General features: G+C 39.2%; 16 protein-coding genes and 3 pseudogenes. 10 read left to right on the forward strand and 9 right to left on the reverse strand.

What is annotated here, in order from left to right; translation table 11 throughout:
* The first annotated feature begins 9 nt into the window (after positions 1-9).
* Positions 10-2,361, forward strand: a complete 2,352-nt coding sequence (locus tag D2C78_01765; protein ID QEF34799.1) for a heavy metal translocating P-type ATPase — start codon at positions 10-12, stop codon at positions 2,359-2,361.
* Here the strand turns inward: D2C78_01765 and D2C78_01770 are convergent.
* Positions 2,358-2,794: pseudogene (locus D2C78_01770) on the reverse strand (copper resistance protein CopD). The gene D2C78_01765 and the pseudogene D2C78_01770 overlap by 4 nt on opposite strands.
* Before the next feature lie 178 nt (positions 2,795-2,972).
* On the opposite strand from D2C78_01770, the gene D2C78_01775 reads away from it, so the two are divergent.
* Positions 2,973-4,139, forward strand: a complete 1,167-nt coding sequence (locus D2C78_01775) for an outer membrane protein (protein QEF34800.1) — start codon at positions 2,973-2,975, stop codon at positions 4,137-4,139.
* A gap of 377 nt (positions 4,140-4,516) precedes the next feature.
* Here the strand turns inward: D2C78_01775 and D2C78_01780 are convergent, their stop codons facing one another.
* From D2C78_01780 to D2C78_01815, 8 genes and pseudogenes are all read right to left on the reverse strand, one after another.
* Entirely contained in the window at positions 4,517-5,359 is an 843-nt protein-coding gene (locus D2C78_01780; GenBank protein ID QEF34801.1) for a restriction endonuclease, read from the reverse strand.
* Positions 5,360-5,479: 120 nt separating this feature from the next.
* Positions 5,480-6,547: a YjgP/YjgQ family permease gene (locus D2C78_01785; protein QEF34802.1), complete on the reverse strand. Its 1,068-nt coding sequence runs from the start codon at positions 6,545-6,547 to the stop codon at positions 5,480-5,482.
* Between the two features lie 54 nt (positions 6,548-6,601).
* Positions 6,602-7,161: pseudogene (locus D2C78_01790) on the reverse strand (aminoacyl-tRNA hydrolase).
* A gap of 9 nt (positions 7,162-7,170) precedes the next feature.
* Positions 7,171-7,707, reverse strand: coding sequence for a 50S ribosomal protein L25 (locus D2C78_01795; protein QEF34803.1), 537 nt, complete (start codon positions 7,705-7,707; stop codon positions 7,171-7,173).
* Positions 7,708-7,761: 54 nt separating this feature from the next.
* The gene (gene tal, locus D2C78_01800) at positions 7,762-8,712 is read right to left on the reverse strand and encodes a transaldolase (protein QEF34804.1); all 951 of its coding nucleotides are present in this window, start codon (positions 8,710-8,712) and stop codon (positions 7,762-7,764) included.
* A gap of 3 nt (positions 8,713-8,715) precedes the next feature.
* Positions 8,716-10,059, reverse strand: a complete 1,344-nt coding sequence (locus D2C78_01805; protein QEF34805.1) for a UDP-N-acetylmuramoyl-L-alanyl-D-glutamate--2,6-diaminopimelate ligase — start codon at positions 10,057-10,059, stop codon at positions 8,716-8,718.
* Between the two features lie 3 nt (positions 10,060-10,062).
* Positions 10,063-10,674, reverse strand: a complete 612-nt coding sequence (locus D2C78_01810; protein QEF34806.1) for a histidine kinase — start codon at positions 10,672-10,674, stop codon at positions 10,063-10,065.
* A gap of 12 nt (positions 10,675-10,686) precedes the next feature.
* Positions 10,687-10,956 (reverse strand): NifU family protein, encoded by a 270-nt coding sequence (locus D2C78_01815; protein QEF34807.1) that lies wholly within the window; start codon positions 10,954-10,956, stop codon positions 10,687-10,689.
* A gap of 140 nt (positions 10,957-11,096) precedes the next feature.
* On the opposite strand from D2C78_01815, the pseudogene D2C78_01820 reads away from it, so the two are divergent.
* From D2C78_01820 to hemJ, 8 genes and pseudogenes are all read left to right on the forward strand, one after another.
* Positions 11,097-12,696 (forward strand): annotated as a pseudogene (locus D2C78_01820) (anion permease).
* A gap of 103 nt (positions 12,697-12,799) precedes the next feature.
* Positions 12,800-14,149, forward strand: a complete 1,350-nt coding sequence (locus D2C78_01825; protein ID QEF34808.1) for an HlyC/CorC family transporter — start codon at positions 12,800-12,802, stop codon at positions 14,147-14,149.
* The gene (locus D2C78_01830) at positions 14,146-15,678 is read left to right on the forward strand and encodes a TolC family protein (GenBank protein ID QEF34809.1); all 1,533 of its coding nucleotides are present in this window, start codon (positions 14,146-14,148) and stop codon (positions 15,676-15,678) included. Before D2C78_01825 ends, D2C78_01830 begins: the two co-directional genes overlap by 4 nt.
* 11 nt (positions 15,679-15,689) lie before the next feature.
* Positions 15,690-16,679: a biotin/lipoyl-binding protein gene (locus tag D2C78_01835; GenBank protein ID QEF34810.1), complete on the forward strand. Its 990-nt coding sequence runs from the start codon at positions 15,690-15,692 to the stop codon at positions 16,677-16,679.
* An 11-nt stretch (positions 16,680-16,690) separates the two neighbouring features.
* Complete coding sequence (locus tag D2C78_01840) at positions 16,691-17,788, forward strand: ABC transporter permease (GenBank protein ID QEF34811.1); 1,098 nt, start codon at positions 16,691-16,693, stop codon at positions 17,786-17,788.
* Positions 17,785-18,915, forward strand: a complete 1,131-nt coding sequence (locus D2C78_01845) for an ABC transporter permease (protein ID QEF34812.1) — start codon at positions 17,785-17,787, stop codon at positions 18,913-18,915. The genes D2C78_01840 and D2C78_01845 overlap by 4 nt, the downstream gene beginning before the upstream one ends.
* Positions 18,902-19,474, forward strand: coding sequence for a YigZ family protein (locus D2C78_01850; protein QEF34813.1), 573 nt, complete (start codon positions 18,902-18,904; stop codon positions 19,472-19,474). The genes D2C78_01845 and D2C78_01850 overlap by 14 nt, the downstream gene beginning before the upstream one ends.
* A 10-nt stretch (positions 19,475-19,484) precedes the next feature.
* The gene (gene hemJ, locus D2C78_01855) at positions 19,485-19,931 is read left to right on the forward strand and encodes a protoporphyrinogen oxidase HemJ (protein QEF34814.1); all 447 of its coding nucleotides are present in this window, start codon (positions 19,485-19,487) and stop codon (positions 19,929-19,931) included.

Raw genomic sequence — 19,931 nt, forward strand, 5'->3', positions numbered from 1 at the left:
ATTAAAAAAATGAAATGTTCGCATTGCCAGTTGGAGTTTAAAGAAAGTGAGCTTTTTAAAGAGGTGATCCATCACAAGGAATTGTATTTTTGCTGCACGGGGTGCGCTAGGGTGTATGCGTTATTGTTAGATTTGAATTTAGAGAGCTTTTATGACAAATTAAACGATTCCACTTTAGCCCCCGTAACGCCCCAAGATTCAATGAGCACTTTGGAATTAGAACAAGCCCTTGAAGAAAACAATAAAAGCGATTTTATCCTTAATCTTTTGCTAGAGAAAACGCATTGCAACGCTTGCTTGTGGCTCAATCAAAAGGTTTTAGAGCGCTTAAAGGGGGTTAAAAAAGTGAGCGTGAATTTCACCACCCACCATTTACAAATCGTGTTTGACAAGTCTTTAAACCCTAAAGAGATTATTCAAAAAATTGAGAGTTTGGGTTATGGGGCTAAAATTTATAACGCAAAAAATTACGCTCTAAAAGCCCAAAAAGAGCAGCGCTCCTACTTGCTCACTTTGAGCGTGGGGTTTTTTGCCACCATGAATTTGATGTTTATTGCCATTGCCAAATATGCGAGTTATGGTAGCACGAGTTATGGTAGCGGCATGGATAAGCTTATGCAAAGGAATTTGGATCTCGTATCGCTCTTTTTAAGCTTGTTGGTGCTAGTGGTGGTGGGGCGTTTTTTCATTAAGGGGGCGTTTTACGGGCTAAAAAATGGCGTTTTGGGCATGGATTTGAGCGTGTCTTTTGGAGCGTTATCGGCGTTTGTTTATTCCATTTATGCGATGTTGGTGTCTCAAGAGACTTATTTTGAAGCGAGCAGCACGATTTTAACGCTTGTTTTTGGCTCTAAGTTTTTGGAATTAAAAGCTAGGCTGTTTGCGAATGAAAAATGCCTGGCCCTAGAATCGCATGAAATCCATAGCGTGATTGTTGTAGAAAAGGACAAACAAATAGAAAAACACCCTAAAGATGTGGCGATAGGCTCTGTTGTTTGGGTGCCAAGCGGGGCTAAAATCGCTTTAGATGGCGTGCTTTTAAATAACGCGAGCGTGGATGCGTCTTTGATCAGTGGGGAGTTTAAGCCTTTGGAATTGGAGGTTAATGATCCAATTTTAGGGGGTTATGTGAATGTGGGCGTGCCTTTTAGCTATCAAGTGAGCGCGACTTTTCAAAACTCACGCCTTTCTAGTTTGCTAGAAACTTTAAAAAAGAGTTTTTTAGAAAAGCCCTTAATTGAGAGCAGCGCGAATCAAATTGCGGATATTTTTTCTAAAGCGGTGTTGTTTTTAGCCTTTGTGAGCTTTTTATTGTGGCAATTTGGTTTGGGGGGTAATTTTGAAAAAGCCTTAATGGTGTGTATTAGCGTGTTGGTCATCAGCTGCCCTTGCGCGTTCGCTTTAGCTACGCCCATTGCGCTAGTGATAGGGGTGTTTAAAAACCCTTTGATCGTGTTTAAAGAAGCGTTGTTTTTAGAAACTCTGGCTAAAGTGAAAAAAATCTTTATAGACAAAACCGGCACGCTCACGCAAAAAGAAGTCCTTTTAAAAGAAAAAATCATTCATGAAGAATTTGATGAAAGGCTTTTAAAGAGCCTTTTAAAAACCAGGGAGCATTTAGCCCATAGCACGATCCTTAAAACTCTAAATGGCGATGAGGTCAGTTTAGAAAAGATAGAGTTTTTCGCTCATGGCTTAAAAGCGAATTATCAAAACGAAACTTTGCTAGTGGGGAGTTTGAAATTTTTAAAATCCATGGGGGTTGATTTAAAGGTTAAAGAGAGCGCTAATATCATGGTAGGTTTTGCGAAAAACAAGACCTTATGCGCGTTATTCATTTTAGAAGAGCGTTTGAAAACTAACGCTAAAGAAGTCATTCAAACTCTACAAAATCAAGGCTTGGAATTAGAGATTTTAAGCGGGGATAATGAAAGCTCGGTTAAGGAGTGCGCGAAAAAATTAGGGATTTCTAAGTATCATGCCAATCTGACCCCTGAAGATAAGGCTCAAATCGTCAGTTCTTATCAGGGCGTTTGCGCGATGATAGGCGATGGCAATAATGACGCGCTAGCCTTAAAACAAGCGAGCGTTTCTTTGGGGTTTGAAAAAAGCGCTTTGAGTAAAAGCGCATGCGATATTTTGCTTTTAGAAGAGGATTTGAGTTTGCTAGAAAAAGCGTTTGATAACGCTCAAAAAGTCTATCAAGTGGTGTTGCAAAACATTGTTTTGAGTTTGATTTATAACGCTATTTTAATCCCAGTCGCTATGCTAGGATACATCAACCCTTTAATAGCGAGTTTGAGCATGAGTGCTAGTTCGCTCTTGGTGGTTTTAAATTCTTTGAGGTTGAAACGCTCTTAAACAAACCACATTGTTTTGGCTAAAATGGCGATTAAAAAGCCAAAAGTTAGAGCGATAGGGTGGATATATTTACCAATAGGGTTTTTCTTACCCAAAAATTTACACGATAAAGAAAAAAGCACCAAAAGAAAAATGCTTAACGCTAAGATCACTTTAAGCATGAGTATCTTTTGAAAAGGGGTTTCACACCAGCCTTTATCGCCCCCATGTATTGACTAAGCATCATGCCCCCTGTTAAAACAAGCCCTAAAACGCATAAGGGCATGATTTTGATCGCTCTTTGAGTGATTCCTGCATTCGCTTTATTGGCAAACTCTTCGCCAAACATTTTCTTCACATTGGGGAAAATTACCCCATCAAAAAACAAGTAGCCAATAAAAATGATGGCGCACAATAAATGAACAACCAACACATAAGGATAAATCGCATCCATTTAAAATCCTTTATTCATGGGAAAATTAAAGAGTTTTTAATCTACTATAAAAGGATTTTATTGTCAAGTAGCCCACTATTATGGGAATTTTAGGGGTGGTTTTTGTTTGACTTTTAAGATTGCAATTAGCTATAATAAAATAATTAAAAAAGTAACACTTAAGCGGAGACCCTAGAGAGTGGTGTTCAATTTTATGACAAAGAAGAAAAATAGAATGCAAGATTGCAAAATGGTTGGTAAAAATTTTAATCGTAAGGAATCTGTTTTGATAGCTCAATCTTTAGATATTTCTAAAAAAGGCTCGGTAATTTTAGGCGCTCTTTTGAGTTCGTTATGGCTGACAAACCTCTTAAATGCCCATGAAAAGAATGGCGCGTTTGTGGGGATTAGCTTGGAAGTGGGTAGGGCTGATCAAAAGACCAACGCTTATAAAAACGGCGAGTTGTTTCAAGTGCCTTTTGGCGATGTTTCAGCCAATGATAATGGTAAAGTCCCTGACGGGCAGACCGGTGGCTGTCAGCCAGCTTCAGGGACGCCAGGAACGCCAGGCTATACTAAAGCTAATTGCGTGGTCAATTGGACTTCTCGCACCATGCTTAGCACCAATAAGGACATTCCTGGCCGTAACCAGCCGATGTATGGGCTAGGCGTGATGACAGGGTATAAGCATTTTGTGGGTAAAAAAAGGTGGTTTGGGCTGCGCTATTATGGCTTTTTTGATTACGGGCATACCAATTTTTCTAACTCTAGGGCCGCTAACGCCATATCGCCCTTTTATTTGAGCGATCAAAAAGCGGACATGTATACTTATGGTTTTGGCACAGACATGCTTTTTAACGTTATAGACAAGCCTAAGGCCACGGCCGGGTTTTTTCTAGGCGTGAATTTTGCGGGTAACACTTGGACTAATAATCGTGTGGGGTATTTTAAGGACGGGTATGTTTATGGCGTCAATACGGACGCTGACGCTTACATGACTAACGCTGATGGCACAATCACTTGCGGGGACACGACGCCGGCGAGTTGTGATGTGGGGATTAACCCTAATAGCGTCTATACCACAGGAAGATTAAATGCTAAGGTGAATCACACGATTTTCCAATTTTTAGTGAATGTGGGCATTAGAACCAATATTTTTGAACACCATGGCATTGAATTTGGTATCAAAATCCCCACGCTCCCTAATTACTTTTTCAAAGGCTCTACTACCATAAGAGCGAAAAAACAAGGCCCGCTAGAGAATGGGAACCCGACCACTATCACCGGAGCAGAAACCAATTTCAGCTTAACCCAAACCTTACGCCGTCAGTATTCTATGTATTTGCGTTATGTTTATACTTTTTAAGTTTGGTAGGGTTTTGGGGTAAGGCTTGTAGCTTATACTTATATATGAAAGCTTGATTTGTCAAGCTTTTGGGTTGTCATTGAGTTGCAATAACTCTATGCTGTTTTCTATTTTTTGATAAATCTATCATTACCACTAATGAGTCCTTATGCTGTTGTGGGGATATTTCTATAATGCGTTCTAATTCTTCATTGCTAAAGATATTCATTGGAGTCAAATTTTTCTTTCAATTCTTTATTTTGATTGATAGATAGCTTTGCAAAGAGTTTAAATTAGACTAGGTTGGATTGTCTGAGATAAATACCTTTAGCGTCCTTTATACGAACGCCCTTTTGGTGTTAGAGCATAAAAACCTTTTTGCAATCTCTCAAAGAGTCCTAAACTTTGTTTTGAATGGCTATCTTTTTGATGGTGGTTGAGTTCGCCCCTAATGCTATTTTTAAAAGTATCGCTTTTGTATTTGTATCCCCACTCTTCTTTTTTATTCTCTCTTCTAATGCCTGATAAATATCTTGTAATGCTACTTGTTTAACGCCTTTTTTCTCACAAGCGAAAATAAATTCTACTATCATTGCCTTGATAGAGGGGATAGTTCCAGGAAGCAATTTTTCTTGTTTTTCAATCTCTTTAATCTTTTCTTGAATGCTTTTATCTTTTGAGACTTTTTGTTCATTTTTAATAATGGCACTAAAAACTTCATCATAGCTTTCTAAATACTCTTCATTAGGAGTGAACAGACTATCTGCATATTTTATAGAATTATAAATAGCGTTTAACTGCGTGTAATATAAGGGTTTCTTTTCTGTAAAAATGGTATTGACTTCAAAATTATTCTCCAACCCCCCTTTGGTTAAGTTGGTGCTGCCTATAATGGAAGTCTTTTCTTTTCCATTGTCAAACATATAAATTTTAGGGTGGAAGACAATATCTGTTTTATTGTTTTCTTTGTCGCCGTAGCAATAAAATCTTAATTTTTTATAAGTTTTATTTAAGTCTAGCAAAAATCGTATGGATTTTGAGTCGGTTGTTTTAAAATCAAGTCCTACAATAATCTCAAATTCTGCCCCCTTTTCTAAAGAATCAATCAAAGCATCTTGAATCACTTCAACCCCACTGTATTTTAAAAAAGCAACTGCAATATGAGTGCTTAAAGAATTTCTTAGCCCTTCAGTAATCACTTTGGGATAATTGAGATTAGATAGGATTTGAACAGAACTCACCAAAAACCTTAATAATTTTTTAGGCTATTTTACAAGTCTTAAGTTAATGTTGCATGGCAAGTTTCTTAATTTGGCCCCCTAATGAGAGCTTGAGTTATCTTGATTATAAGTTTATAAATCTTACAACCTCTTATTAAGCTTTTTAAAATACCAAAGACTGAGGGCTAAGAATACGAAAAAGGGCGATAGCACGCCTATTTCAGGAATGAGTATCCCTGAAATGCTGAACTTCCCTAAAGCAAAGAATAGCCCCCAAACAACGAGCGTGATAATGATAAACTTTAGCCCTAAAAGAGCCAGGTTTTCATAGCGGGCGAGACTGGGTGAAAAATAAGCGATTAAAACGCTTAAAAACGGCACAAAAAAGGGCAAAATCGCAAACACATACAAAAACGAGCGCACTTTTTTCGTGTCCGCATTTTGGCGCACTAAAGCATGCAAGGATAAAAGAGCGTCTGTGATAGAAACCGCAGGCTTGTTTTGATAAATGGTGTCTAAAACTTTAGGACGGAAATTTTTGAGCGTTTTAAAGGTTTCTAAACGCGTGGTGCTTAAAGCGTTTGCGCCCAGTTCAAAATTTAAGGGCATCTCATAGATAGTAGTGTCATGCAAAATCCAATACTTGTCTTCAAAAAAAGCTTCTTTAGCTTCAGCATAAGATTCCAAAGTCTTATCTTTTAGGCGAAAAACCTTGATATTTTGGGCTTTTTGCAATAAGGGATTAATCTTATCAAAATACACATAATCATCGTTGTATTTCACTAACAAATGCTCTGAGACGCTCAAAGAATTGTCTTTATAAATTAAATTTTGCGTTTTTTCTTCCATATACACAAAAGGAGTCGCGTTCAACCCCACATAAACAGCCGTGAAAAACAAGCTAATCAAAAAAATAGGGCTTAAAATCTGGCATTTGGAAAATCCAATAGAGAGCAGGGCGGTGTATTGGTTGGATTTAATGAAGGCGATGTAAAATAAAACCATCGCCAAAAGCAAGGAAATGGGCAAGGTGTAATTGAGCGCAAATAAAATATCATAGGTGAAAAATAAAATGATCATGTTCGCAGAATCAGGCATTTTATCGGCGTATTTCAGGCTGTCAATGCCTACAAAAAACAATTCCAAAGCCAAAAGCACGATTAAAAAGTATTTGAAATAATACCACCCCACAAATCTAAACAAACGCACTTTAAACCCTTATTCAAACCACGATAAAAACTTAAAATTTTTGATAGAGTGCATTTAACTTTCTATTTTTAAAGGTTTTTTAAGCGTGAAACGATTTTGCATAGCGTTAAAATCATGGCTTTCTATAAAAAATTTTAAGGCGTTTTTGGCATGTTCAAACACAGCGTTTTTTAAAGGCTCTTCGTTTTTGTGGAATTTTGAAAGCACATGCTCAACCACTCCAATCCCTTTAGAAATCCCCACCCTCAAGCGATAATAAGAATTAGAACACAATAAATCAATGGATTTTAGGCCGTTATGCCCTCCATTCCCCCACCCTTTTTAAACCTCACAACGCCTAAAGGTAAATCCAAGTCGTCATGGATAATTAAAAGCTCTTTAATTTTGTAAAAATTTTTAGCGCTTAAAACGCTCTCGCCGCTCAAATTCATGTAAGTTTGGGGTTTGAGTAAGATAAAATCCTTATAAACGCACAAATAAGCGTTGTGTTTGGGAGAAAAAGTGAAAGAAAAATCCAATTCGCTAACGAGCGAATCTAAAATATCAAAACCAGCGTTGTGTCTGGTGTGGGCGTAACGCAAAGTAGGGTTGCCTAAACCTACTAAAAGCGTCATCACCTGAAATCACTTCGCTTTAATCACACCGATCACAGCGATAGAATCATGATCTAAGATCTTCACATTCTCGTGTTTTTCTAAATCGCGCACCAAAATAGACTCATTCACGTCTAAAGGGGCTACATCTACTAAGTAGTGATCGGGCAAATGCTCTGGAGCGCATTCCACGCTGATACGCTTTTTAGAGAGCATCAAAATCCCTTTATTTTTCAAGCCCACTGGAGTGCCTTGGTGTTTGACGGGGACTTTAAATTTGGACTTCACGCCCTTAGTAACAGCGAGTAAATCCACATGGATAAGCTCGTTAGTAACGGGGTTTTTTTGGTATTCTTGAACCACGACTTCAAAAGTCTTATCCCCTAATTTCACCGGGAAAATCAAATGCTTTTTTTCCTTAAGGTATTTAATGAAAGGGTTTAATTTGAACGCGCCATTCACGTTTTCAATGCCCTTTCCATAAACATTTGCGATTAGATAGCCATCTTTTTTTAAAGCTTTAGCGTTAGCTTTAGTAATACTCTCTCTAATAACGCCTTCTAACATGTCAATCCTTTAAAATAAAATAAGGGCTTATTCTATCCAAAAAACCCTTAAAAATCAAAAACTGCTTAAAAGCTTTTCAAAGGATTGTTTGAACGCTATCAAGCCTTCTTTAAGGAGTTTTTGGGCGGTGTTTTCTAAATCAATGTTTTGGTTTTTCAATTCTTTTTTAAACGCTTCAATTTCTGTGATTTTTAAAGGGGTTTGATACTCGGTGTTTGGGTCAAGCAAATAAGCGTTTAAAGCCTCTAATGGGGCTGTGTTGATAGAGTTTTTAAAACACAGCGCTTTAATGTAATAATCTTTAGCTAAAGAATTAGATTTAACGCCGGTGGATGCAAAAAGGGTGCTTATTAGCTTATTGGCATGCTGACTGATTTGATAATAGCACTCCGTAGCGTTCATAATCCCGCTTTGAGCTTGCAAGTTTTTTGGCACTAAAGGGTCTATTTCTTTGTCAAATCGTGAGACAAACACGCTAATGACCGCTCTTTTTTGCGCTTCTTTGGCTAAGATTTGAGCGATTTCACCGGCAATTTTAGGCGAAAAGACTAAAGTTACATTAACAGGAATAGAAGCTTTAGTTAAAGCGCTAATGACTTCAAGAGCGCTTTCGCTCGCCGGGACTTTAATCATCACATTAGGGCGGTTTAATGTTTTGAATAACCGCTTGGCTTCATCAATGCTTTTAGCGGCATCATCTTCTAAAAAAGGGTCAATTTCTAGGCTAATGTAGCCGTTGTTAGGGTCTTTTTCATATAAAGGCATTAACGCGCTAGAGGCTTGTAAAATATCCTTTAACGCCAAAGTTTCATAAATTTCTTTAGCTTTTTTGCCTTTGAGTTTAGCGATTTCATCTTTATAAAACGCGCTTTTTGTGATCGCTTCACAAAACAAACTGGGGTTACTCGTCGCCCCGCAAATAGCCCCCTTATTGATGAGCTTTAAAAAGTTGTTTTCTAAAAAATCCCTTTCTATAAAATCGCACCACAAACTGAATTCTTGCATGTTTTATCCTTGTTTTAAATGTTGGTAATAGCTTTTAACGACTTCCTGGTCGCTAAAAAAAATCGTTTTGTCTTTAAAGATTTGAATATTTTCATCGCCCTTGCCTAAAATCAACAACACCTCATCGTCTTTTAAATTTTCTAAAGCGTTTAAAATGGCTTTTTTTCGGTCTTTTTCTATAATGACTTTAGAAGAATCGCTGATGCCTTTTAAAATATCCTTAATAATGTCTTCTTCGTTTTCGCTTCTGGGGTTGTCTGAAGTTAAGATGATTTTATGCGCGTAATAGCTCGCTATGGCTCCCATTTTAGGGCGCTTGGTTTTATCCCTATCGCCCCCTGCTCCAAAAAGAGCGGTGATTTTTTGGTTTTTAAAGCTTTCAAAGACTTGTTGCATGCCGTCTGTGGTGTGGGCAAAATCCACAACCACTAAAGGTTTAGAATGTACAATTTCCAAACGCCCCTTCACCCCATAAAAGTTTTCTAATAACGGCGCAATCGCTTCTAGCGGTAATTGAGTGAGCAATTTGACCCCCAAAACGCCCGCTAAGATATTATAAAGGTTGTAACGCCCTAAAAGGGGGGAATGCATAAGGGCGATTTCTTTAAGATTGGGATCTCTTAAATCTTGTTGGTAGCATAAAGACGCGCTAATAAAGGGGGTGAGCGAAAAGGCTTGAACGTTTAAATGCGCTTTTTTATCCAGCGCGTAAGTGTGCGCGTTAATGGGGTTAAAAAGGGCGTTTGTTTCATCTCTGTTGATGACTTTCAAGCCCTCATCTTTAAAAAAGCTGTTTTTAATATCTCTGTAATTTTCTATGCTTTTGTGGAAATCTAAATGATCGCTTGTGATATTGGTTAAGATTTTAAGGGCAAAATCAAGCCCAGCAATGCGCTTTTGGACAATCGCATGGGAGCTCACTTCCATAATAAAGTATTCACACCCCAAACGAATCGCTTCTTCTAAATCGCTATAAAGCTCTAAAAGAGTGGGCGTGGTCAAGCCCTTTTCTTTGATGCGTTCATCGTTAATAAAAAACCCCCTTGTGCCTAAAAGAGCGGTCTTTTTATTCAAATCTAAGAGCAAGGAATACATCAAGCTCGCTGTGGTCGTTTTACCATTAGTGCCAGTAATCCCTACAATTTTAATCTTAAAATCAAAGTAGTTTTTAAGCTCGTTAAAATCTAAAATAGCCAGGTTTTTTTCTGCAATTAAAGGGGAGTATTTTTCATTTAAAGGCGTTTTGACAAAAAGGATTTCTTTAGGGTTTTCTAAAACTTCATTCGTGTTATCGCTTAAAAAAGAATAGGCGCGGTTGCGATAAGTCAGGGTTTTTTTAAGCTTCATTCTTTAAGCCTTATTGGATTTGAGAGCGTATTCTAAAAGAGAACGCAAAAACTTATCGTAAATAAAAGAATCTTCATGCATGTTTTCAATGTAATTTATTGCTAATTCATAATAGCCATAATGGTTCAATTCTTTCAAAAATTCATAAAAATCCTCTTTATTGTCAAAAATCACCCTAGAGCTGAACATCAAATCTTCAAACGCTTCCTTAAAACCGCGCTCCAAGCTCAAGCGTTTGAAATCCGCGTACAAAATGCCGTTCAATTCCTCGCCTTTTTGAGAAATTTGCGCATCAATCTTTTCAGTCATTTGGTTCAATCCCTCATCAAAAGAAGCGATCAAATTGATGATTTGCTCTTCAGCCTGGTTTTTTAAGCTTCGTTTTTGCATAGCGATCAAGCTTTGATACAATTCATAAAAGCTATGGGCTTCTTTAGGGAAATCCTTAGCGATGTCGCTTAATAACGCCCCCACTTTGGCTTTTTGGTTGTCTTTATCCAAAAACAACACTTCAGAAAAAAGGCGTAACGCTTCAGCGTAATGGGCTTGCTTGAACGCTAAAAATCCCTCTTTAATCAACGCGCGCTTTTTAAATTCATAATCAAACTTTTGCATGCCTAATAATCCTTAAAGCTTATCAAACTCCTTAGCGTTTTCTAAGCACACCACTTCTAAATTGGGGTGAATATCCATTTTAAGCTGCCTTTCAATGACATTTTTTAAAGTGATCTTACTGCTAGAGCAAGTCTTACACGCTCCCTCTAAAGCCACATAAATTTTCATGCTTTTCACCCCTAGCACTTCAATATTACCGCCATCTTTGAGCAAGTAAGGGCGGATCTTTTCTATCACAATACGCACCGGTTTTTGTAAATCTTCATCGCTAAATTCTATCATTTTTAAAAACCTTATTTTTAAAATTTTACTTTAAGATACCATATAATGAGCCATTTTTATCAAACAACGCTTTTTAAGAGTGGCTCAAGGGCTAATTGGATAGAATAGAGCCACTATTAGAATAAGGTTTTGGTGACGATATGGAAATTAAAAACATCAAAGAGTTTGAAAAAGCTTCCAAAAAACTCCAAAAAGACACTTTAAAAATCGCTCTCGCTCTTTTGTTTCTCATCGGTGCCGCTTTGCTCGCTCTCATTTTTGGGCAGGCTAATTCTAAGGGATTGTTGCTTATTTTTGCGGCCGTGATTGGGGGGTATATGGCGACGAATATTGGCGCGAATGATGTGTCTAATAATGTCGGCCCTGCCGTAGGCTCTAAAGCCATTAGCATGGGTGGGGCGATTTTGATCGCTGCGATTTGTGAAATGCTAGGAGCGATCATTGCTGGGGGGAAGTGGTTTCTACGATTAAGGGCCGTATCGTTTCGCCTGAATTTATTAACGATGCGCATGTTTTCATTAATGTCATGTTGGCTAGCTTACTCAGTGGGGCGTTATGGTTGCATGTAGCGACTTTAATAGGCGCTCCCGTTTCCACTTCACACTCTGTAGTGGGGGGATTATGGGGGCTGGAATGGCAGCAGCTGGAATGGCAGCTGTCAATTGGCATTTTTTATCAGGTATTGTGGCCAGTTGGGTAATTTCGCCTTTAATGGGGGCTTTGATAGCCATGTTTTTTTTAATGCTCATTAAAAAGACTATCGCTTATAAAGAAGATAAAAAGAGCGCGGCTTTAAAGGTCGTGCCTTATTTGGTAGCGTTGATGAGCTTAGCCTTTAGCTGGTATTTGATGGTTAAGGTTTTAAAACGCCTTTATACGGTGGGTTTTGAAATCCAGCTGGCTTGCGGCTGTATCCTTGCACTTTTGATTTTTATTCTTTTTAAAAGATTTGTGTTAAAAAAAGCCCCGCAATTAGAAAATAGCCATGAAAGCATTAATGAGCTTTTCAATGTCCCTTTGATTTTTGCCGCCGCACTTTTAAGCTTTGCGCATGGGGCTAATGATGTGGCTAACGCTATTGGCCCCTTAGCCGCAATCAGTCAAACTTTAGAAGATGCAAATAGCCCTATGGGGAATACTTTAAGCTCTGTGCCTTTGTGGATTATGGTAGTAGGGGCAGCTGGGATCGCTTTAGGCTTGAGTTTGTATGGGCCAAAGCTCATTAAAACGGTGGGGTCAGAAATCACAGAATTAGACAAAATGCAAGCTTTTTGCATCGCGCTTTCTGCAGTCATTACCGTGCTTTTAGCCTCTCAATTAGGCTTGCCGGTAAGCTCTACGCATATTGTGGTGGGCGCGGTGTTTGGGGTGGGCTTTTTAAGGGAGCGTTTAAGAGAGCAATCCAGAAGGCGTTTTGCTAGAATCAGAGACAACATTGTAGCGGCGCACTTTGGGGAAGATTTAGAAGAAATTGAAGGTTTTTTAGAACGCTTTGATAAAGCCAATTTGAAAGAAAAATCGCTCATGCTAGAGAGCTTGAAAAAAAGCAAGAACACCGCCATCGCTTTGGAATTGAAAAAGAAAGAAAAAAAGTCGCTTAAAAAAGTGTATAAAGAAGAAGTGATCAAACGCTCCATTTTAAAAAAGATTGTTACCGCTTGGTTGGTAACCGTGCCGGTTTCTGCGCTTTTAGGTGCACTTCTTTTTGTGGCTCTTGGTTTTATAGAAAAGTATTTCTAGGGTTTTTGAAGGCTTGATTTTTAAAGTTAGGCTTAATCTTTTATGTTAAAATTCTGAGATTTTATATATTTTATATTTATCGTTAGGTTTTAGGTTTAAAGTTATGGGGAGGAATCAAGGAGCTTATTTGGATTCGTCTGAATCAATTCTGATGTTGATGGTTGCTTTTTTATTGGTGCTGTTGAACGCTTTTTTTGTGCTTTCGGAGTTTGCCCTTGTGAAAGTGCGTAAAACCCGCTTAGAAGAGCTGGTTAAAATCGGTAATTCCAACGCTAAACTCGCTTTAAAGATGAGTCAAAGACTAGACACTTATTTGAGCGCCACGCAGTTAGGCATCACCCTTTCTTCATTAGCTTTAGGCTGGGTGGGTGAGCCCGCTATCGCAAAATTGTTAGCCGCGCTGTTTGAGTCTATGGATTTGAGAGAAAATCCTATTTTTATCCATTCAATGAGCGTGGTCATAGCGTTTTTAAGCATCACTTTTTTGCATGTCGTGCTAGGCGAGATCGTGCCTAAATCTTTAGCGATCGCTAAATCTGAAAAAGCCGCTCTTTTTGCCGCGCGCCCTTTGCATGTGTTTTGGGTGGTGTTTTACCCGGTGGTGCGCTTGTTTGATGTGATCGCTCATTTCTTTTTAAAAAAAGTGGGCATCAATCCTAAAGAGCATGATGGCACGCATTCTGAAGAAGAGTTAAAAATCATTGTGGGCGAGAGTTTGAGAGAGGGCATTATTGATTCAGTGGAGGGCGAAATCATTAAAAACGCGGTGGATTTTTCTGACACGAGCGCTAAAGAAATCATGACCCCACGAAAAGACATGGTGTGTTTGGACGAAGAAAACAGCTATGAAGAAAATATAGACATTGTTTTAAAAAGCCGCTTCACGCGCTATCCTTATTGTAAGGGTTCTAAGGATAACATTATCGGCATGGTGCATATCAGAGACTTGCTCTCGCGCTCTATTTTTACCCCCAAAATGCATGATTTCAATCAAATCGTTAGGAAAATGATCATCGTCCCTGAGAGCGCTTCTATTTCTCAAATCCTTATTAAAATGAAAAAAGAGCAAATCCATACCGCTTTGGTGATTGATGAATACGGCGGCACGGCCGGATTGCTCACTATGGAAGATATTATTGAAGAGATCATGGGCGAGATTAGCGACGAATACGACTTGAAACAAGAGGGCGTGAACAAGCTTGAAGAGGGCGTGTTTGAATTAGAGGGCATGCTGGATTTAGAGAGCGTAGAAGAAGTGCTTCACATTGAATTTGACAAAGAATGCGAGCAGGTAACGCTTGGGGGCTATGTTTTTAGCTTGTTAGAGCGCATGCCTATGGAGGGAGATACAATCGTTTCGCATGGGTATTCTTTTGAAGTCTTAAGCGTGGATGGGGCTAGGATAAAACGCTTAAAAGCGGTTAAACAAGATCAGGGAGAAAATGAAGCATGAAAAAAACAACCCTCTTTGTATTGAGCTTGTTGTTCAGTAGCTCTTTAAACGCTGTTGATGGAGTTCCTAAAACCGAGCCTTCTTCTTTGAATTTGGCTGAAGACAGCGCACCTTTGAACCACCCTAACGCCCAAAAACTCTCCTTAAAAAACGCATGGAATAGGGTATTGTCTAACCATGAAGGCTTGCATGCACAAGAATACGCCATTAAGCGAGCGAGTAAAATGAAATTAGCGGCCAAGCTTTCTTTTTTGCCTCAAATTGATTTGAGCGCTTTTTATGTGTACCTCTCTAACCCCATTAAAATGGATTTTGCCAGCCAAAAACAACCGGGCGTGCAAAAAGCCACCAACCAGATCCATCAAGGCTTGCAAAACATCCAACAAAATATCCCCCCTCAAGTATTAACCCCTCAAATCCAAGCGGGCATGCAAGGGGTGATGCAAGGTTTTGGGGCTTTGAGCAGCACTTTAGAAGCCCCCTTATTGTTTTCTAAGCAAAATGTGGTGATTGGGGCTTTGAGCATTATTTATCCCCTTTATATGGGTGGGGCAAGATTCACGATGGTGCGCATTGCGGATTTGATGCAAAAAGACGCTAATGAAGTGTATCGCTTGAAAAAGCTTTCCACTTTTCAAGAGCTTGTGAGCGTGTATTATGGCATGGTGTTAAACGCAGAAGTGGCTGAAACTTTAGAAGAAGTAGAAAAAGGCCATTATAAGCATTTCCAAAACGCTTTAAAAATGCAAAAAGTAGGGCAAATCGCTAGGGTAGAAACCTTAGGCGCTCAAGTGGCTTATGATAAGGCCCATATCGCTAGCGTTAAGGCTAAAGACGTGTTAGAAGTTTCGCAACTCTCGTTCAATTCTATTTTGTCTAGCAAAGACGATCTAGCGCCTTCAAGCAAATTGGAGATCCACACCGAGAAAAATCTGCCCGATTTGAGCTTTTTTGTTGCTTCCACGCTCAATTCTTACCCAGTTTTAAAGACTTTAGAAAATCAGATTCAAATTTCTAAAGAAAACACGAAATTACAGATCGCTAAATTCTTGCCCCAAGTGAGTTTTTTTGGCTCTTATATCATGAAGCAAAACAATTCGGTGTTTGAAGACATGATCCCTAGTTGGTTTGTGGGCGTAGCCGGGCGCATGCCTATTCTTTCTCCCACAGGGCGTATCCAAAAATACCAAGCGAGCAAATTAGCCGAGTTGCAAATGAGTAGCGAACAAATCCAAGCTAAAAAAAACATGGAATTATTAGTGAATAAGACTTATAAAGAGACGCTTTCTTATTTGAAAGAATACAAAAGCTTGCTTTCTAGCGTGGAATTAGCCAAAGAAAATTTAAAACTCCAAGAGCAGGCTTTTTTACAAGGCTTAAGCACGAACGCTCAAGTCATTGATGCGAGGAACACGCTTTCTTCTATCATCGTGGAGCAAAAAAGCGTGGCTTATAAATACATTGTTTCATTGGCGAATTTAATGGCGTTAAGCGATCACATTGATTTATTTTATGAATTTGTTTATTAAAGGAAAGAATCATGTCAAATAGCATGTTGGATAAAAATAAAGCGATTCTTACAGGGGGTGGGGCTTTATTGTTAGGGCTAATCGTGCTTTTTTATTTGGCTTACCGCCCTAAGGCTGAAGTGTTGCAAGGGTTTTTGGAGGCCAGAGAATACAGCGTGAGCTCTAAAGTGCCTGGCCGCATTGAAAAGGTGTTTGTTAAAAAAGGCGATCACATTAAAAAGGGCGATTTGGTTTTTAGCATTTCCAGCCCTGAATTAGAAGCCAAGCTCGCTCAAGCTGAAGCCGGGCATAAAGCCGCTAAAGCGCTTAGCGATGAAGTCAAAAGAGGCTCAAGAGATGAAACGATTAATTCTGCAAGAGACGTTTGGCAAGCGGCAAAATCTCAAGCCACTTTAGCCAAAGAGACTTATAAGCGCGTTCAAGATTTGTATGATAACGGCGTGGCGAGTTTGCAAAAGCGCGATGAAGCCTATGCGGCCTATGAAAGCACTAAATACAACGAGAGCGCGGCTTACCAAAAGTATAAAATGGCTTTAGGGGGGGCGAGCTCTGAAAGCAAGATTGCCGCTAAGGCTAAAGAGAGCGCGGCTTTAGGGCAAGTGAATGAAGTGGAGTCTTATTTAAAAGATGTCAAAGCTACAGCCCCAATTGATGGGGAAGTGAGTAATGTGCTTTTAAGCGGTGGCGAGCTTAGCCCTAAGGGCTTTCCTGTGGTTTTAATGATAGATTTAAAGGATAGTTGGTTAAAAATCAGCGTGCCTGAAAAGTATTTGAACGAGTTTAAGGTGGGCAAGGAATTTGAAGGCTATATCCCAGCGTTGAAAAGAAGCGCGAAATTCAGGGTCAAATATTTGAGCGTGATGGGGGATTTTGCGACTTGGAAAGCGACAAATAATTCCAACACTTACGACATGAAAAGCTATGAAGTGGAGGCCATACCCTTAGAAGAGTTGGAAAATTTTAGGGTAGGGATGAGCGTGTTAGTTACCATTAAACCTTAAAAAGGATTGTTTTGTTCAGATTGATAAGCGCATGGGTTTTACAAGACAAGTTCTTGTTTGTCGTGTGTTTTATATTGCCTTTTTGTTTAGGGGTTTTAGGCACGCAAATCTTTAAACAAGAAACCCCAAGACAGCTCCCTATCGTGGTGGTGGATTTGGATAAGACCTCTACAAGCCATCAAGTGGCGTTTGAATTGGGTGCAACGAGCGCGCTTCAAATCAAACACCAAGTGGCTAGCCTTTTAGAAGCCAAACGCTTTTTAAACTCCGCTGAAGTGTATGGGGCGTTAATTTTGCCTAGAGATTTAGAGAAAAAAATCAAAATGGGGCGAAAGATTGATTTGCCCTTTTATTATAACGCTGAATATGTTTTGGTAGGGAAAACGCTCAAAAACGCTTTTTTGCAAACCGCTTTGACCTTAGACGCTAAAACCTTAGCCACCAAAGCTTTAGTGCGAGATTCCAATTTGATTTCTGCTAAAGCTCAAGCAATGCCTATTGTTTTGCAATTGCATGCCCTATACAATGAAGAAAACAATTACACGCAATACCTTTTAAGCGTGATGCTGCCTTGCATGTGGCTTATTTTTATTGCGATTGGCATGCTCAATTTCATTCAAAAAACCTCTAACATGCGCGAGCTTTTAATCAGTATTTTAGCGAATGCGTGCGTGTTTAGTTTTTGGGGGATGGGTATGGCGTTTTATTTTAATTTCATTGGCATGCAGGGGAATTATGCGCATTTGTTGTTGGTCTTTTTGGCGGTAGTTTTAATGACGCTCATTATGAGCGGGTTTGTGGTGCTAGTTTATGGCATTTCAAAAAGCGTTATTGAAACCGCGGGTGCGATTGGGGTCTATACCGCTCCAAGCTTTGCGTTTGCTGGGGTTACTTACCCGCAAAACAACATGGAAATTTTTGGGGATTTTTGGAGCCATTGCTTGCCCATTAGCCATTTTATGAAGTTCTTTTTACAAGAGGCTTATTATAAGATGGATTTTACCGAGTCTTTAAATTCGTTAATGCCGCTTGTGTTCTTTTTAATCTTTTTAGTTTTAGGGCTTTTGATTTTTTATTTTTCTTTTAAAAAAGATAGGGCTAGCGCATGAATTTTTTTAAAATCCTTTTAATGGAATTAAGGGCTATTGTTTCTCATAAGGGCGTTTTATTAATCCTTATAGGCGCTCCTTTAATCTATGGCTTATTATACCCTTTGCCTTATTTGAAAGACATTGTAACGCAGCAAAAAATCGCCCTTGTAGATGAAGACAATTCCTTCCTTTCCAGGCAATTAGCCTTCATGGCGCAAAGCTCCAACGAGTTAGAAATCGCTTTTTTTAGCCCCTCTATGCTGGAAGCCAAAAAGCTTTTAAAAGAAGAAAAAATTTATGGGATCTTGCATATCCCTTCGCATTTTGAAGCCAATATCCATAAACAAGTGCCTGTAACGATAGATTTTTATGCGAATTCCAATTACTTTTTGATTTATGGCGCGTTAGCGAATGCGGTGGTGGAGAGCATCAACGCTTTAAACGATGAAATAAGGTTCAAACGCAACGCCCAAATAGAAGAAGCTGAATTAGGGACAGACGGGATTAAGATTAAGCCTATCGCTTTGTATAACCCTAGTGAGGGGTATTTGAATTACGCGCTCTCTAGCGTGTTTATTTTCATCTTACACCAGGTGATGCTCATTGCAAGCAGCATGTTTACGAGCTCCAGGCGTTTGGAATTAGCCCTTTTAGATAAAAAGCAAATCGCTTTAAGGCTGTGCGCAAGACTCTTGGTGTTCATGGGGGCGTTTAGCGTTTTTATTTTATGGTATTTTGGGGCGCTGTTTTCTTTTTATGGGATCGAACGGCATGGGAGCGCTTTAATGGTGTTTTTGAATAGCTTGATTTTCATGCTTGCGGCCTTGAGTTTGGGGTCGTTTTTAGGCGCATGGATCAAAGATGAAGCCCACACCACTCAAATCGTTTTAATCTCTTCTTTGCCCTTGATTTTTATGATGGGTTTTGTGTGGCCTTTTGAATCCTTGCCCTCTTATTTACAGGTTTTCGTTCAAATAGTGCCAGCTTACCATGGGATCAGTTTGCTCGGGCGGTTGAATCAAATGCATGCGGAATTTGTGGATGTGTCCGTCCATTTTTACGCGCTTATTGCGATTTTTATTGCGAGTTTTATAGGGTGCGTGTTCAAACTCAGCTCTTTAAAGAAAGCTTGTGAAAACGCTTAAAAACCTCATCACCTCCAAGCACCAGATTAAAGCGTCTCGTTTTTTAGGGTATCTTATGCCTTTTGATGATTTTGAAAAAACCCTTTTAGAATTGAAAAAAGAGCATTTTAAAGCCGTGCATTTTGTAACGGCGTTCCGCTATTCTTTAGAGGGCAAAATCACGGAGGGTTTTAGCGATGATGGCGAGCCTAAAGGGAGTTCAGGAATGCCTATGCTTAGCGTTTTAAGGCGAGAAGATTTGATCAATATAGGATTAGTGAGCGTGCGTTATTTTGGAGGCACGCTTTTAGGGGTGGGGGGCTTGATGAAAGCTTATGCCAAAAGCGCGTTATTGTGCGTAGAAAACGCTCAAAGAGAAAACGCTTTGAAGGATTTTGTGGAGTTAGAAACTTTAAGCGCTCATTATTCTTACAAAGAATTAGACGCTCTTCAGCGTGAAATTAAGAAATTTAGCTTACAATTAAGCAAAAAGAATTTTTCAAGCCAAAGCGTGGAAGTGGAAATCAGCGGCGAAAGAGAAAATTTGCAAGCGTTTTTACAACAAAATAAGATAAATTAGGGAGAGTGGTATGGGATTTTTGAATGGGTATTTTTTATGGGTTAAGGCTTTCCATGTGATAGCGGTCATTTCGTGGATGGCGGCGTTATTTTATTTGCCGCGCCTTTTTGTCTATCATGCAGAAAACGCACATAAAAAAGAGTTTGTAGGAGTGGTTAAAATCCAAGAAAAAAAGCTTTATTCCTTTATCGCTTCGCCGGCTATGGGTTTCACGCTTATCACAGGGATTTTAATGTTGTTGATTGCTCCTGAAATGTTTAAAAGCGGGGGGTGGTTGCATGCTAAATTGGCTTTAGTGGCATTGCTTTTAATCTATCATTTTTACTGCAAAAAATGCATGCGCGAGCTAGAAAAAGACCCCACAAGAAGAAACGCAAGGTTTTATCGTGTGTTTAATGAAGTGCCCACGATTTTAATGATCCTCATTGTGATTTTAGTGGTTGTCAAGCCTTTTTAA

The organism is Helicobacter pylori, from assembly GCA_008032935.1.
In the GTDB taxonomy this organism is placed as follows: domain Bacteria; phylum Campylobacterota; class Campylobacteria; order Campylobacterales; family Helicobacteraceae; genus Helicobacter; species Helicobacter pylori_CX.

Coding starts and splice junctions, on each gene's coding strand:
- D2C78_01765 (QEF34799.1), top strand. CDS start 10: ATGAAATGTTCGCATTGCCAGTTGGAGTTTAAAGAAAGTGAGCTTTTT.
- D2C78_01795 (QEF34803.1), bottom strand. CDS start 7,707: ATGTTAGAAGGCGTTATTAGAGAGAGTATTACTAAAGCTAACGCTAAA.
- tal (QEF34804.1), bottom strand. CDS start 8,712: ATGCAAGAATTCAGTTTGTGGTGCGATTTTATAGAAAGGGATTTTTTA.
- D2C78_01805 (QEF34805.1), bottom strand. CDS start 10,059: ATGAAGCTTAAAAAAACCCTGACTTATCGCAACCGCGCCTATTCTTTT.
- D2C78_01810 (QEF34806.1), bottom strand. CDS start 10,674: ATGCAAAAGTTTGATTATGAATTTAAAAAGCGCGCGTTGATTAAAGAG.
- D2C78_01815 (QEF34807.1), bottom strand. CDS start 10,956: ATGATAGAATTTAGCGATGAAGATTTACAAAAACCGGTGCGTATTGTG.
- D2C78_01825 (QEF34808.1), top strand. CDS start 12,800: ATGGGGAGGAATCAAGGAGCTTATTTGGATTCGTCTGAATCAATTCTG.
- D2C78_01830 (QEF34809.1), top strand. CDS start 14,146: ATGAAAAAAACAACCCTCTTTGTATTGAGCTTGTTGTTCAGTAGCTCT.
- D2C78_01835 (QEF34810.1), top strand. CDS start 15,690: ATGTCAAATAGCATGTTGGATAAAAATAAAGCGATTCTTACAGGGGGT.
- D2C78_01845 (QEF34812.1), top strand. CDS start 17,785: ATGAATTTTTTTAAAATCCTTTTAATGGAATTAAGGGCTATTGTTTCT.
- hemJ (QEF34814.1), top strand. CDS start 19,485: ATGGGATTTTTGAATGGGTATTTTTTATGGGTTAAGGCTTTCCATGTG.